Origin of the sequence: Pseudoalteromonas sp. (assembly GCF_036960685.1) — a bacterium.
Lineage (GTDB): Bacteria > Pseudomonadota > Gammaproteobacteria > Enterobacterales > Alteromonadaceae > Pseudoalteromonas.
The window spans coordinates 51,674-64,681 of the sequence record NZ_JBALXK010000012.1 but is presented as its reverse complement, the minus strand read 5'-3'; the positions used below and the strand labels follow the sequence as shown (position 1 = coordinate 64,681).

At 41.6% G+C, this 13,008-nt stretch carries 16 protein-coding genes and 2 tRNA genes; 9 read left to right on the top strand and 9 right to left on the bottom strand.

The features are described 5' to 3' along the window. Positions 1 to 10: 10 nt before the first annotated feature. The 3 genes from V7783_RS11735 to V7783_RS11725 form a co-directional block, all read right to left on the bottom strand. Positions 11 to 784 carry a Zn-ribbon-containing protein gene (locus V7783_RS11735; RefSeq protein ID WP_335678860.1) on the bottom strand — a complete coding sequence of 258 codons (774 nt, stop codon included), beginning with the start codon at positions 782 to 784 and terminating at the stop codon, positions 11 to 13. Between the two features lie 9 nt (positions 785 to 793). Beyond that, positions 794 to 1,063, bottom strand: coding sequence for a hypothetical protein (locus V7783_RS11730; RefSeq protein ID WP_192541587.1), 270 nt, complete (start codon positions 1,061 to 1,063; stop codon positions 794 to 796). 89 nt (positions 1,064 to 1,152) lie between these two features. Beyond that, positions 1,153 to 1,386: a DUF2789 domain-containing protein gene (locus V7783_RS11725; RefSeq protein ID WP_064668351.1), complete on the bottom strand. Its 234-nt coding sequence runs from the start codon at positions 1,384 to 1,386 to the stop codon at positions 1,153 to 1,155. A 153-nt stretch (positions 1,387 to 1,539) separates the two neighbouring features. Between V7783_RS11725 and V7783_RS11720 the strand changes: the two genes are divergently transcribed. Then, positions 1,540 to 2,187 carry a GNAT family N-acetyltransferase gene (locus V7783_RS11720; RefSeq protein ID WP_335678859.1) on the top strand — a complete coding sequence of 216 codons (648 nt, stop codon included), beginning with the start codon at positions 1,540 to 1,542 and terminating at the stop codon, positions 2,185 to 2,187. 664 nt (positions 2,188 to 2,851) lie between these two features. Here V7783_RS11720 and V7783_RS11715 read toward each other — a convergent pair. Both V7783_RS11715 and V7783_RS11710 read right to left on the bottom strand, forming a co-directional pair. Further along, positions 2,852 to 3,151 (bottom strand): DUF3301 domain-containing protein, encoded by a 300-nt coding sequence (locus tag V7783_RS11715; RefSeq protein ID WP_192543040.1) that lies wholly within the window; start codon positions 3,149 to 3,151, stop codon positions 2,852 to 2,854. Further along, positions 3,152 to 4,180, bottom strand: coding sequence for a DUF3549 family protein (locus tag V7783_RS11710; protein ID WP_335678858.1), 1,029 nt, complete (start codon positions 4,178 to 4,180; stop codon positions 3,152 to 3,154). A gap of 103 nt (positions 4,181 to 4,283) precedes the next feature. On the opposite strand from V7783_RS11710, the gene V7783_RS11705 reads away from it, so the two are divergent. The 3 genes from V7783_RS11705 to V7783_RS11695 are packed head-to-tail and all read left to right on the top strand — an operon-like array spanning position 4,284 to position 5,816. Then, positions 4,284 to 4,604 (top strand): YqcC family protein, encoded by a 321-nt coding sequence (locus V7783_RS11705; protein WP_335678857.1) that lies wholly within the window; start codon positions 4,284 to 4,286, stop codon positions 4,602 to 4,604. After that, complete coding sequence (gene truC, locus V7783_RS11700; protein ID WP_335678856.1) at positions 4,597 to 5,361, top strand: tRNA pseudouridine(65) synthase TruC; 765 nt, start codon at positions 4,597 to 4,599, stop codon at positions 5,359 to 5,361. Before V7783_RS11705 ends, truC begins: the two co-directional genes overlap by 8 nt. Then, positions 5,361 to 5,816 (top strand): flavodoxin, encoded by a 456-nt coding sequence (locus V7783_RS11695; RefSeq protein WP_335678855.1) that lies wholly within the window; start codon positions 5,361 to 5,363, stop codon positions 5,814 to 5,816. The genes truC and V7783_RS11695 overlap by 1 nt, the downstream gene beginning before the upstream one ends. Positions 5,817 to 5,862: 46 nt before the next feature. Here V7783_RS11695 and V7783_RS11690 read toward each other — a convergent pair whose 3' ends face one another. Beyond that, complete coding sequence (locus V7783_RS11690; RefSeq protein WP_335678854.1) at positions 5,863 to 7,449, bottom strand: LysM peptidoglycan-binding domain-containing protein; 1,587 nt, start codon at positions 7,447 to 7,449, stop codon at positions 5,863 to 5,865. A gap of 137 nt (positions 7,450 to 7,586) precedes the next feature. After that, on the bottom strand, positions 7,587 to 8,372 hold the full coding sequence (gene gloB, locus V7783_RS11685) for a hydroxyacylglutathione hydrolase (protein ID WP_335678853.1): 786 nt from the start codon (positions 8,370 to 8,372) through the stop codon (positions 7,587 to 7,589). Positions 8,373 to 8,424: 52 nt separating this feature from the next. Here gloB and V7783_RS11680 point away from each other — a divergent pair, with 52 nt between their 5' ends. Beyond that, complete coding sequence (locus V7783_RS11680; RefSeq protein WP_335678852.1) at positions 8,425 to 9,183, top strand: class I SAM-dependent methyltransferase; 759 nt, start codon at positions 8,425 to 8,427, stop codon at positions 9,181 to 9,183. Here the strand turns inward: V7783_RS11680 and V7783_RS11675 are convergent. Next, positions 9,154 to 10,017, bottom strand: a complete 864-nt coding sequence (locus tag V7783_RS11675; RefSeq protein ID WP_335678851.1) for an MBL fold metallo-hydrolase — start codon at positions 10,015 to 10,017, stop codon at positions 9,154 to 9,156. The genes V7783_RS11680 and V7783_RS11675 overlap by 30 nt on opposite strands. 87 nt (positions 10,018 to 10,104) lie before the next feature. Continuing rightward, complete coding sequence (rnhA, locus tag V7783_RS11670) at positions 10,105 to 10,572, bottom strand: ribonuclease HI (RefSeq protein ID WP_335678850.1); 468 nt, start codon at positions 10,570 to 10,572, stop codon at positions 10,105 to 10,107. A 68-nt stretch (positions 10,573 to 10,640) separates the two neighbouring features. On the opposite strand from rnhA, the gene dnaQ reads away from it, so the two are divergent. The 4 genes from dnaQ (at position 10,641) to V7783_RS11650 (ending at position 13,008) form a co-directional block, all read left to right on the top strand. Then, a complete protein-coding gene (gene dnaQ, locus V7783_RS11665; RefSeq protein ID WP_064668339.1) occupies positions 10,641 to 11,345 on the top strand; it encodes a DNA polymerase III subunit epsilon in 705 nt (234 codons plus the stop codon). 8 nt (positions 11,346 to 11,353) lie between these two features. Beyond that, the gene (locus V7783_RS11660) at positions 11,354 to 12,730 is read left to right on the top strand and encodes a TIGR03503 family protein (protein WP_442961367.1); all 1,377 of its coding nucleotides are present in this window, start codon (positions 11,354 to 11,356) and stop codon (positions 12,728 to 12,730) included. A gap of 98 nt (positions 12,731 to 12,828) precedes the next feature. After that, positions 12,829 to 12,905: transfer RNA gene (locus V7783_RS11655), tRNA-Asp, on the top strand. A gap of 26 nt (positions 12,906 to 12,931) precedes the next feature. After that, positions 12,932 to 13,008, top strand: a tRNA-Asp gene (locus tag V7783_RS11650).

The following is a 13,008-nucleotide window of genomic DNA, read 5'->3' as shown; positions in this document are numbered from 1 at the left end:
AAGCGATTTGTTACTGAAAATCCCACGATATATTCGACACTAAGCCACATGGCTCACAGCGAAAATCAAATAACCCAAACCATGATTCAGGTAACTTCCAGTCGCCATTACAGCTTGGACACTTTCGTTCGCGTTCTGAGTTTTTGTCTTTGCCGCCCACCCGATACAAATAATAATAGACAGGCTTTTTAGTCAAAAAGCTCACTCGTTTGGCAATATCTTTACCACGGCGTGAAAGATCGCTATCAAGGTTTGATATTTCATCTAAAGCGGGAAATTCACACCGTGTAGCGCCATTAATTTGAATTTGATCACACGCTTGCCAATCTTCTTGCCACTTTATTAAGGTTTTATAATCACCATTGGCAATCGCAGGAATACGAAATAAAGGCACCGGTAAAAAGTCATCACCACAATACAATGGACTACATGTATGAACATACGTGGTATATAAAATATAACTCGATGGTTCATGACACTGATCAGCACCATTGGAGTGGATATCTTGACCAATCACTTTGACTTTAGGAGCCAGTAACCCGGCATCATGAAGTTTATCAATACTGTGTTTAACAAACGGACTGTTGTTAAGTGGGTGCATTGCCTCATCAGTCGGGCACATTACGCGGGTAACGAAGTAACCATCTTTGAGCACAGTTGGAAATTCTTCCCCCATTATTTGGCCGTTAAAGCGCAATGCATTCACTAACCGATTTATTGCTTGCTCGGCATTTTCAAGGGTCGTATCTTGGTAACAATCAAACGTTAAATCAACAACAAACATGTAAAGTCTCTAGTTTTTATTTTCGAGTAAAGCAAGTAAGCGATCAAGCTTTTGTTCAATACGATCAAGTTGGCTTTCGTCATTGCTAGCCTCTATTACAACATTGGCTGATTTTGCCAAGTTATGAATAGAATCTGGATTATTTTTATATTGGCTTACGGCTGCAATAATAACAGGTAACGGGATCGGTTGTGTTAGTTTACTTTTAGTTAAAGCGACAGTAGGGGTTTTGCCTTCGTCAAGAAGGGCTTTGATTGCATCAAAAACAACGGCATTCATTCTATTTTTAAACTCTTTAAAGTAAGGCGCAACACGCAGATGTGCTGCGCCGGGTATAATAACAGGTGGTTGGCTATAGCCAAGTACTTTTACTGCTGACGTAAACGTACATCTAGTTCGTCAATCACTTCACTCCAATCGCCGTCTTCTGCTAATGACTCTGCAATAAAGTGGCGTTGTGCTTGATCCCAAAATGGCGCGTCTTGCAACAAGGTGGTATCGGGTAATGAATGAGCAGCAATGAAAGTATCAATTTCACTCTCTGAACTTGCTAAGCCCAGTTGTTTGAAGAGTGTATTGATATCGTGTTTGGTGGTATCCATGTCATGCTCCTTGGTGATAACTGAAAAACAGTAATAGAACTTTATGATGGGTTGTTAGAGTTTAACACCCGCTGAATTTGCCTTTTAATGCAGATAGGAATATACCTATAGCTGTTGCTACAGAAAAAATCAAAATAAAAATAAGGATGAGTCATGACCGTAGAGACTGAGAATGAAACATTACGTGTGCAGTATATAGCCGCAGAAGACATCAGTATCGCAGCGAGTTTAATTTACCAAGCCTATCATGATGATCCGCTCTTACAGCCTTTGCTAAACTACAGTGAATCAAATAAAGCCAGCTATGAAAAAAAACTACGTGCTTTGATCCGCGAAGAGCTCAACACATTTTGGCAAGAAAAACAGCCGTTAATTGGTTTGTATAAACAAGATAGGTTAAAAGCAGTCGCGTGTGTGTTTGAATCCGATAGTCAGTTACAAGCCCAGCGTTATTGGCATTGGCGTTTAAAACTAATGCTAAGCGCAGGCTATCTACAAACCAATCAATTGATTGAAAAAGAACAAACGATCCGCAATGCGCTCAGCAGCCAAGGTAATTATTACTTTTTAGCATTTATTGCCGTTGATCCGCATTTTCATGGCCAAGGTATTGGTCGCTACTTATTACGCGGCTTAAATGATTTAGTGCAAAGTAATGAGAGTGCCTCAGGCATGGCGGTTTTTGTTACCCAAGATAAACACACTGCATTTTTTGCCAGTGAAGGGTTTACGTCTTTACAGCACCTTACGTTTAATAATGTACAAGGTGAACTGCTGTTTAAATCAGCTGAATGGCATTGATAAGGTATAAACGCCATTATGGAAATATCACTGTGAGAGATATCTTACATTATCGTGCGCTTTAGCCGTTTATTGCTCTATAATTAGTGCTGTTAAGTGGTTAAGTTATTGTTTTATATTAACTATATTGTTTTTGCAAAATTGTGACATGAAAATTATTATTATTTGTAACTATCGCTAACTCCACTTTGCTTTAAACTTTACTTTGTCAAGACGACACAGACTCAATGAATGAGCTGCTGCCAAGGAAATGGATTATGGCAATTAAGCATGAAGCTTAGCAGGAAGCAAACGGACAAGTTAACACGGATGCAAGGACGAACAAGGACACCGCCAGGATGCGGCACATTAGCGGAGCTAATGATAAGGACAATTCAAAGGATTATATTACAGGAAGTAATAGGAGCGGTTGGAACCGTAGGACGGCCAGGCTGGCAAGAGGATAACACTAGGACGTGTAGGATATTGCATAGATGCAATGTGAGGGTGTATTTGGATATATACCCGTTCAGGGGATAGATAAAAATGGTAGCTTCGGCGTAGGTATGGATGCCTTGTTATGGACGAAGTCAGATTGGGGCGTAACTATATGTTACGCCTTAGTTTTTTAAGTTGACATATAACAGCCACCCACAAAACCATTTCTAACTTTCTAACTTTCTAACTAGATCTTATGCGGTGGTACTACCACGCTTTTTAGCATTTCATTTTCCATCAACAACACGCCTTGGTAAACACTTTCACCATCACTGGAAAACTCAAAAATAAACTCGCTCTTAATACCTGGCTTGCCGCTTTTTAATAAGCCAAAGCGGCGTTTAATACAGGCGACACTCATTAACTGTACTTGCAGTTGCTCGCTTTGCCGTTTGGCATGCGCATTGGCAGCCTCAGCCACTTTACGATTAAGCCAAAACAGATAAATAACCGCACCAATGATAATGAATGTCCACAAACTTGCCATTTACGAGAATAACCTTCCAATTGCGCGGGCGAGGGTTTCGCTGCGATTTTCTTTACGTAACAAACCTAATAAGTGCGGGCGAATACTTGGTATTGCAACTAAATCCGCGAAAATACTTGGGAATAATTCTTCAATCTGTTGCTGGTGGGCGCAGTTATCCATAAAAATATGCAACCGTTCAGGGTCGCTTAGTAAATTAAAGCAGCGACCTGCTATGGTTTGCAGAACATCTGACTCACAGGCAATATCTGACTGTAAAATGGTATCCACTAATTGTGCTGTTAGTGTCTGCGCTTGTGCTTTAGACATTGCTCGCAAGGCGCAGCACAGTGCTAATGTATCTTTTTGTGTAATGGCTTGTTGAGCATAACTTAGCAGTTGCTCGCTTAATGATGGGGGGATTTCAACATGTTCAAGCATGGCACTGAGTGGCTGTAATACCTCTGCTGGCAGCTGCAGCCAAGCATTTTGTAACGCGGCTAAGTTTTTATCATCATCTAAGCGTAGCGCAAAATCAGCAATGCCTTGCACCGCAACACTTTGCCAATTATCAAACCCGAGTTTGCCACTAAAATACAATTGGCTGTATTCGTAATATTGTGACGCAGGTTGTTTTAACAGTACTTTTAATTGTGCGTTAAAGGCGGCTAATTTATTGGCATTGGGGGTAAAAACGTAAGGGTTGTTATCAAGTTTACCGTCGGCTTGGCTGCCGGTTAAATCATTACCAATCGCTTCAATCACCATATTGGCAAAATGGTCGCGGCTTGCACAAACCAACTTACTTTGCTCGTCAACCGGAAACTTTAAAAACCATACATAGGGTTCGCTACTGGCTTTGCTATCCCAAAATTGAATGGCTAACCAAGCATGGCCTGCTAAAGGAAAAGGGTAAGGGATTTGCGCCTGCTCAATGGCCAGAAACTGCTTCTTATCTAGCTTTGTGATATGTCTGCCAATATCAAAAACGCGCCATGTGGTGCCTGCGCCATCAAGTAATTGCCCTAAAGTTGCGATTTGCTCGGTCATAATGATCCACTGATTTTTACTGCAAAATTCTGCAAATTATACGTCATAGCAGGCCATGTGGGAACAGGGTATAATCACACAATGATAATCAAAGAGGGCGGTTATGTACCAACAGACCCAAGCGTATTTAACGCAACTAATAGCCTTATTAAAGCAGCACCAATTGTGGCAAGATGAGCCGATTGCTGCTCAAGCGTTAAATTCAACAGTGCCTTTTTGCCACGATACTATGGCGTTTGAGCAATGGCTGCAATTTGTATTTATTGAAAAAATGCAGTTATTGATCAGTGAACTTCACCCGTTACCCAGTAATTTGGCTATCGCGCCAATGGCTGAACTGATGCTAGCGCAAAAACCGGGTGGCACAGCAATTACGCAACTGCTGGCCCAGCTTGATCAATTATTAGGAAGTAATAATGAATGAACGCCTAGCCCCAGTTGAGTTTGGTGAACTTGAAATTTTGTATCGTGATGAAAACTATATTGCCATTAATAAACCGTCTGGTTTGTTAGTGCATCGCTCATTTTTAGACAAACACGAAACGCAATTTGCGATGCAGATGCTACGCGATCAAATTGGCCAACATGTATTTCCTGTCCATCGCTTAGACAGACCGACTTCGGGCGTCTTGCTGTTTGCATTAAGCTCTGAGGCTGCACGAGATATCAATCAGTTATTTATTGATAATCAAATTACTAAACGTTATTTAGCGTTAGTGCGTGGCTTTGCCCCAGAGTCGGTGTTTTTAGACAAACCACTCAAAGAAGAGCTGGATAAAATCGCAGATAAATTTGCAGCACAAGACAAAGCACCGCAGGAGGCGCAAACGCAGTTTAATTGTTTGCAACAAGCAACGCTGCCTTTACCTATTGGTAAATACCCAACGGTGCGTTATTCCTTGGTTGAGTGTTTTCCTAAAACAGGGCGCAAGCATCAAATTCGCCGCCATTTAAAACATTTGTCTTTGCCGATCATTGGTGATGTAAATCATGGTGACAACCAACATAATCAGTTTTTTAGAGAGCACTTTGCACTGCGTCGGTTAATGTTATTTGCAACTGAGCTTAACTTTGTGCACCCTTATACTCAGCAACCAATAAAAATTAAAGCGCCACTGGGTGAGGCAATGCTTAGCATTTGCACTCAACTAGGCTGGCCCAATCAAGAAAAGGATTATTAATGGCGACTATTAGCATTTTTGTAGGCAGTGTATATGGCGGCGCTGAACGCTTAAGTGATGACGTTATTGAGGCGATTGAGCAATCAGATCATCAAGCTAAGTTGATAAGCTCTCCAACAATTGATGATATAAAATCGGCCAGTCATATTTTAGTGATCACCTCTACCACCGGTCAGGGCGACATTCCCGATAATTTAGAGTCGTTTTACGCGCAGCTTAATAGCCAATTTCCTATGCTAACAGGTAAACCTTACGGAATTATTGCTATGGGCGACAGAAGCTATGGTGATACTTTTTGTGGTGCAGGGCGCAGTTTTGATGAATTGTTTCGTGACTTACAAGCCAAGCCTATTGGCCATCGCTTAGAAATTGATGCATGTGAAGATTTTGAACCTTGGCCAGTCACGGAGCCATGGTTAAAGCAGTGGCTTACTAAAATTCCAGAGTATAGATAATAAAAAAGAGCGTATTCGCTCTTTTTTATTATCTATATCGTTTTGTTTAGGTGCTTTTTACATCCACTTTAAGCTTTAACTTTTGCCCTGGTTGTAAGTACTTTTGACCGGCAAGGTTATTCCACTTAATAATATCGTTTACACTTAAGTTAAATTTATCGGCAATGCGCGCGAGCGAGTCACCACGGCGTACTTTATAGGTAATAGTACGATTGCTGCTGATCAAAGCGGTTTGTGTATTGCTAGACGTTTTATAAACAGTTAACTTTTGCCCTAAGCGTAATACGCTGTTCTTTTTAAGCTTGTTCCATTTTGCCAGTTCATTAATAGTAACGTCATACTCTTGGCTAATATCCCATAAGGTATCGCCACTTTTAACTGTGTGAGAGAGTTTCTTTTGGCTATTTTTATTCGCCGCCAAGCGGACTTGTTCAGGTAAGTGTTCGCTATTAATTGCGCCGTCACTTAAGGGCACTAATAACTGCTGACCAACACGAATGGTATTTGATTTGAGCTTGTTCAGCGACTTGATTGCACTGGTACTGGTTGCAAATTTTTTCGCAATTACCGATAGGCTATCACCGTTTGCGACAATATATTGTTGCCAACGCAAGCGATCTTTAAGTGCAGTTTTCGCCAGTAGCTGTTGAAACTGTTCAACTTTATCAGTGGGTAATAATAAAAAGTGTGGGCCATTTGGATCCGTTGCCCAGCGATTAAACCCAGGGTTTAAGCGATACAGTTCTGTTAGGCTGATATCGGCCATTTGAGCCGCTAACGCCAGATCAATTTGGGAGCCAATATCAACTGCCTCGACAACTTGTGCATTGATGATTGGGTTCCAGTTTAGGCCAAATTCATCAGCGCGTTTTAATAAGTCAGACAGAGCAAGTAATTTTGGTACATAAGCGGTGGTTTCGCTTGGTAAATCAAGCGACCAAAAATCGGTCGGTAAATGTTTTTTGCGATTCTTTTTTATCGCGCGTAACAAACGCCCTTCACCTGAATTATAGGCGGCAATCGCATTCAGCCAGTCACCATCTAAGGTTTTGTGCAAATAAGATAAGTAATCAAGCGCGGCCCGTGTTGATTGCACAATGTCACGACGACCGTCGTACCACCAGTTTTGTTTTAAATCAAAACGTTCACCGGTTTGCGGCATAAATTGCCAAATACCCGATGCACTGCGGTTAGAATAACCGAATGGATCAAAGGCACTTTCTACAATCGGCAGTAATGCAATCTCGATCGGCATGTTGCGCTTTTCAACTTCTTCCACAATAAAATGCAAGTAAGGCTCAGCACGTTTTGAAATGCGATCTAGGTAAGCTTGGTGCTTTGCATAATAATTACGCTCGCTAACCACAGGGCGGTTTTGCGGTACTTCTATTGATAATTGGTAACGAATACGCTCCCACACATCATCAAAAATCGGTGGCGCTTCATCAACATCATTTAATTGATGGTATTGCGCATTGATCATCAATGCGTCGCTAATATCATTTGGGCTTGCGCCTTCAAGTTGCGATTGCGTTGCTTGATTGGCAACTTCGTCATCAGACGATGTTGATGTCAATGTTTGACAACCACTTAGCACTAACGCCAAGGCTAAAACGAGGGGGGATTTATTCATAAATACCAATACATCAGGTAAAAAACTCGGCGAATACTACCCGTAATAAGCTAACATTGCCACTTTTTGACCATTTAAAAACTGCAACAACTGACTGATTAACCTGATAATAGGTTGATTATTATCAGGTAATATTTTTAAAAGTGGTCTTTCCAGGTTCTAAGACCTGCAAAGTTTTGCCAAGGTTCATTATTTTGTAATATGTTTTTTGTAAACGGGTTAAATTGCTTAGGTATGTTGTCTGTTATGCCTGCAATATCACTGCGCATAAAAGGGTTAATTTTTAGTTCTAACGCGAGCGTGCTTGGTAAGGTTATTTGCTTATTGTTGCGCTTTGTATCCACCCATTGCGCGTACTCAATTAAATCACGGTTGCTAGGTTCAACTGCCAACGCAAAGGCTAAATTTGCTTGTGTGTATTCATGAGTACAGTAAATTTTGCAGGTTGGCGGTAATTTTTTTAACTTATCAAAAGAGTGCTGCATCTGCTCAGCGCTGCCTTCGAATAAACGCCCACAGCCACCACTAAATAAGGTATCGCCAGTAAAAGCAAGCGCTGGGTTGGTATAACAAATATGATCTAAAGTATGCCCTGGGGTGGTAATAATCGTAAACTCAGTATTAAGTACTGTGATCACATCGCCGTCGTTTAGCGCTTTAGTGATCCCTTTAAATGGGCTATTAGCTGGTCCGTAGACTTCAATACCGGCAAACTCTTCTCGCAAGGTATTTACGCCATCGGTATGGTCATAATGATGATGTGTAATTAAAATTCCCGCAAGGGTTAAGCCAGCCTCAGCTAAATAGTTGAGTACAGGCTCTGCTTGGCCTGGGTCTACCACCCAAGCCGCAGTGCTGCTCTGCTCATTGATACACCAAATATAATTATCTGAAAAGGCTTTAATTGCTTTGACTTGCACCATGTGACTTTGCTCTATAAAGTGACGATATTACACAGTATAACGAGCTCAGCGAATGAAACCAGCCCTTAGTTTTCAAGAAGGACCCAAACCACTGTCGTGGCAAGAGTTTCCTCATGGTGACTATTTACGTAGTGGCATAGAACGTAAAATGGATAAGTGGTTACCGCGTATGTTTGGTTATCACATGTTAAAACTGGGAAATTTGAGTGGTGAACTCAATACCAGTAAAAGCACGATAAAACATCAAGTGTGTGTGGCGGAATCTGGTCCATTCACTGGCGTGGTAGCAGATATTGATGAATTACCTTTTTACGAGCACAGTATCGATGCGTGTATTTTAAGCCATTGTTTAGAATATCATTCTGATCCGCATCATATATTACGTGAAGCACATCGCACTTTGATCCCCGGTGGTTACATGGTGATCACCGGCTTTAACCCATTTAGCTTGTGTGGTTTGGCGCAATTACTGCCTTTTAGTGGCCAAAAGTTACCTTGGACTGGGCGCTTTTTTACTCCTGCACGTGTCAAAGACTGGCTTAATTTATTGGGGTTTGAAATTGTCAGTGACGAGCGTTTTATTTATTCATCGTTGGCGCGCGGTAATCGTTTATCGCGGTTTGCGCCGTGGCGGCGTTTTACTAAGCAATATTTAAAACCAATGGGCAGTGTTTATATGCTGGTGGCGCGCAAGCGAGTCGCGCCATTAACACCCATTAAACCCAAATGGCATGCTCGCCCTCAATTTGCTCCTGTAAAAGGTGCAGGCTTGCGACAAACCTCAAAGCAGCACCGTGAGCGGGATAGTTAAATAACGTTGCTCATTTTGTTGTACTTGCGGTAATTGCCCTGCACGAATATTCATTTGTATTGCTGGGTGCAGTAAAGCCGGGGCATTAAGAGTTGCATCACGAGTTTGTCGAGTATGAATATAATCCTGCTCATTAGCTTGTAGATGAATATTACTATTGCGTTGCTGCATAACAGTGGTTTTATTGGCTAACTCGCGACCATTTGGTTGATAGTCATGGCACATCCATAAGGTGGTTTGATCTGGTAATGACAGTATTCGTTGTAAAGAATGATACAACTGCTCGGCACTGCCACCTGGAAAATCACAGCGCGCGGTGCCGCTATCAGGCATAAAGAAGGTGTCACCGACAAATAAATTCCCTTCAATTAAATAACACACGCTATCTGGGGTATGTCCAGGTGTTGCGATCACAGTAACGTTAGACTCGCCAAGCATAAAGTTGTCATTATCGTTAAATAGCTTTTCAAAAGGGCTGCCGTCACAGGGCATATCGATATCATATAAGCGGCTAAAGTGTTGCTGCACTTGTTTTATCTTACTGCCAGTTGCGAGCTTACAAGGGTGAGTTGTGCCTAATTGCTGCTTAATATAACTGGCTGCGGTAATGTGGTCGGCATGAGCATGAGTTTCTAAAACCCACTCAAGCAGCAGCTCATTTTCATTTATGTGGCGAATAATGTCATTGGCGGTATTAAAGCTTAGTATGCCGCTGGCTGCGTTAAAGTCTGCAGGGCTATCAATCAACATGGCTGCCTTAGTGAGACTGCAAGACACTAAATAGCTAAAGGTCGCACTTTGTTGATGAAAAAAAGACTCGACTAAAATAGACATTAAACAACTCCGTTATATGATATAGCTAAATCTTATATCATATAACTAAGTTGTTAAATGCTTTGCGGTGAATTTTTTAAATTAAGCTTATTCTGGTTTATAGCCTGTATCTTCAAGTAAGTTTTTACTGCCAGCGGCATCACGGGCTAAATCATCAACAATTTCGTTGTATTTATTACCACTATGACCTTTTACCCATTTCCAAGTAATGTTATGACGGGCGCAGGCTTCATCAAGGCGTTTCCATAAATCGACATTTTTAACTGGTTTTTTTGCGGCGGTCTTCCAGCCGCGTTTTTTCCAGTTGGCAACCCAAGATTCAATGCCTTGTTTTACATATTGGCTGTCGGTGGTGAGGTTAATCTCACAAGGACGGTTCAAACTTTCAAGTGCAACAATGGCTGCGAGCATTTCCATGCGATTGTTAGTGGTGAGGGTGTAACCTTGGCTTAATTTTTTTTCGTGGTCATTATAAAACATAAAAATACCATAACCGCCGGGGCCCGGATTACCTAAACATGAGCCATCGGTGTAAATCTCTACGGTTTTTTGCACTGTTTTCCCTTGATCTTATGTACAATAAAGTGATTATAGAAAGATACCAGAGTCAGGCTAAATTCGATATGGCACGTAGACAAATAGTTTTAGATACAGAAACCACCGGCATCGACCCCAAACAGGGGCATCGTATTATTGAAATCGGCTGTGTGGAATTAGTTAATCGCCGTTTAACTGGCAATAACTTTCACGTTTATATTAATCCGCAGCGTAAAAGTGAAGAAGAAGCCATTGATGTTCACGGTATCACTAACGAGTTTTTACGTGATAAACCGCTATTTCATCAAATCGCCCAAGAATTTCTCGACTATATTAAAGGGGCGGAGCTCGTCATTCATAATGCGCCGTTCGATGTCGGCCATATGGATAATGAATTTGCGTTACTTAATCAAGGTTATCAAAAAACCCATGATTACTGCCAAGTTCTCGACACGCTCAAAATGGCGCGTGACTTGCATCCAGGTCAGAAGAACAACCTTGATGCGTTATGTCGTCGTTATGATGTAGATAACACGAAACGTACCTTACACGGCGCGTTACTGGATTCTGAGATCTTAGCTGACGTTTATTTAGCGATGACCGGTGGGCAAGTAAAGCTCAACTTGAATCAAAATAAAAATCAAGGCAGTGAACAGCAGCAAAAAGAATTGCGTCGTTTAGATCCCAACCGAGCGCCGTTGGTAGTCCTGCATGCCAGTAGTGATGAGCAACTGGCTCATGAAGAACGATTAAATATAGTCGGTAGCCAATGTTTATGGCGTGCCGAATAAGGCAAAGCATGAGAAGCATACTGTTAGCTGTGTGTTTGGTAATGATGTTACCAAGTACCAGCAATGCAACAAGTGAAGATAAAATAACCTTACTGCAACGTGATGGGCAGCAAAATGAAATTCCATTATTGGAAAATCGTTTTCGCATCGATTATAAAGTTGACGAAATTACCTTATTGTTTTTTCGTAAGCCCGGTGCGCCTGCAGTCGTTTTAGTTAAACCTGATGGCAGTAAATACTATGCAACGTCAGCAAGAAAGGATGACAATCTGCAATGGTTTGATGAACTCAGCTATGACTTGATCACCATAAAAAATCCTATGCCAGGACCTTGGCAAGTGGTTGGCAGTATTTTACCGAAAAGCAGAATTGTAGTACTTGGTGAAGTAGAGCTACAAGTTGAGCCATTACCAGCGCTTTTGTTTCGTGGCGAGACGGTAAAAATGACTGGGCAGATTTTAAATGATGGCCAGCCAATAAACACCGGCTTATTTCGTGATGTAGTTAGCTTACATGTTGACTTTATTAGCACCAACAACAGTGACTTTGCTAACTTTGGTGCGGGTACTCACAATGTTGCAGAGTTTAAAGATGACGGCCGTGGTTTTGATGAGCGCCCCAAAGACGGCGTTTTTACCGGAGAATTTAAATTAGTTTTCCCAGCCGGGCAGTGGCAACCGGAACTTTACATTGAAACCCCACTATTAAAGCGCACAGTCGTTCAAGATATTTTAGAAGTTAAAGAGCCACCTTTTAGTTATAGCATCGCACTTGCCGAGGATGACCTACAAGAACATCAATTAACCATCACCCTCGATAAGCAAATTGTGCAGCCTGAAACCGTATTGATCCAAGGCAAAATTTATTACCCCAATAATGAAGAGCAGATGTTTACCTTGGACGCTAATAACGGTTTAACCCGTGAATTGGCAATTAAAAATTATGATTGGGGTAGATATAGTGTTGAACTGTCTGTTTTTGGCACTAATGTGAATGGCCGTGAATTTATGGCAACACTCCCCACTTATAAGTTTGAAATAGAGCGGCCGATAGAAGCAGTACCTGAATTACCAGCACCCGTTATTAGTGAAGCAGAGCAACAAGAGATAGAAAGAGTTGCGAAAGAGGCAGAATCAATGGCAACAATGACATTTATAAGTTTAATTGTTGGTGGAAATCTGCTCATCTTATTCCTTGGTTGGTTAGCAATTCGTGTGTTTGTTCAGAAAAAATCGGTCATGCCAAAAATTAAGCTGCCATTTTTGCAGAAAAAAACAGCAGTTGAAAATGAGCAGCAAAGTGAAGAAAAAAAAGAACTTGATAAAAATGGTTCAAAAAATGACAAATCAGGTGAAATTTTAAACCTTTCGATGTCAGATGACTAAAAAACCTATAAAAAAACAAAAAAGCCCTTGACGAAATAGGGGTTGGTTCGTATTATTCACGCCGCTGTCAGGGGAGACTCAGGCAGCAACGAAAATGTGGAGTGGTAGTTCAGTTGGTTAGAATACCGGCCTGTCACGCCGGGGGTCGCGGGTTCGAGTCCCGTCCACTCCGCCAATTTTCGACAATTTGTAAGCAAGACTGGAGTGGTAGTTCAGTTGGTTAGAATACCGGCCTGTCACGCCGGGGGTCGCGGGTTCGAGTCCCGTCCACTCCGCCA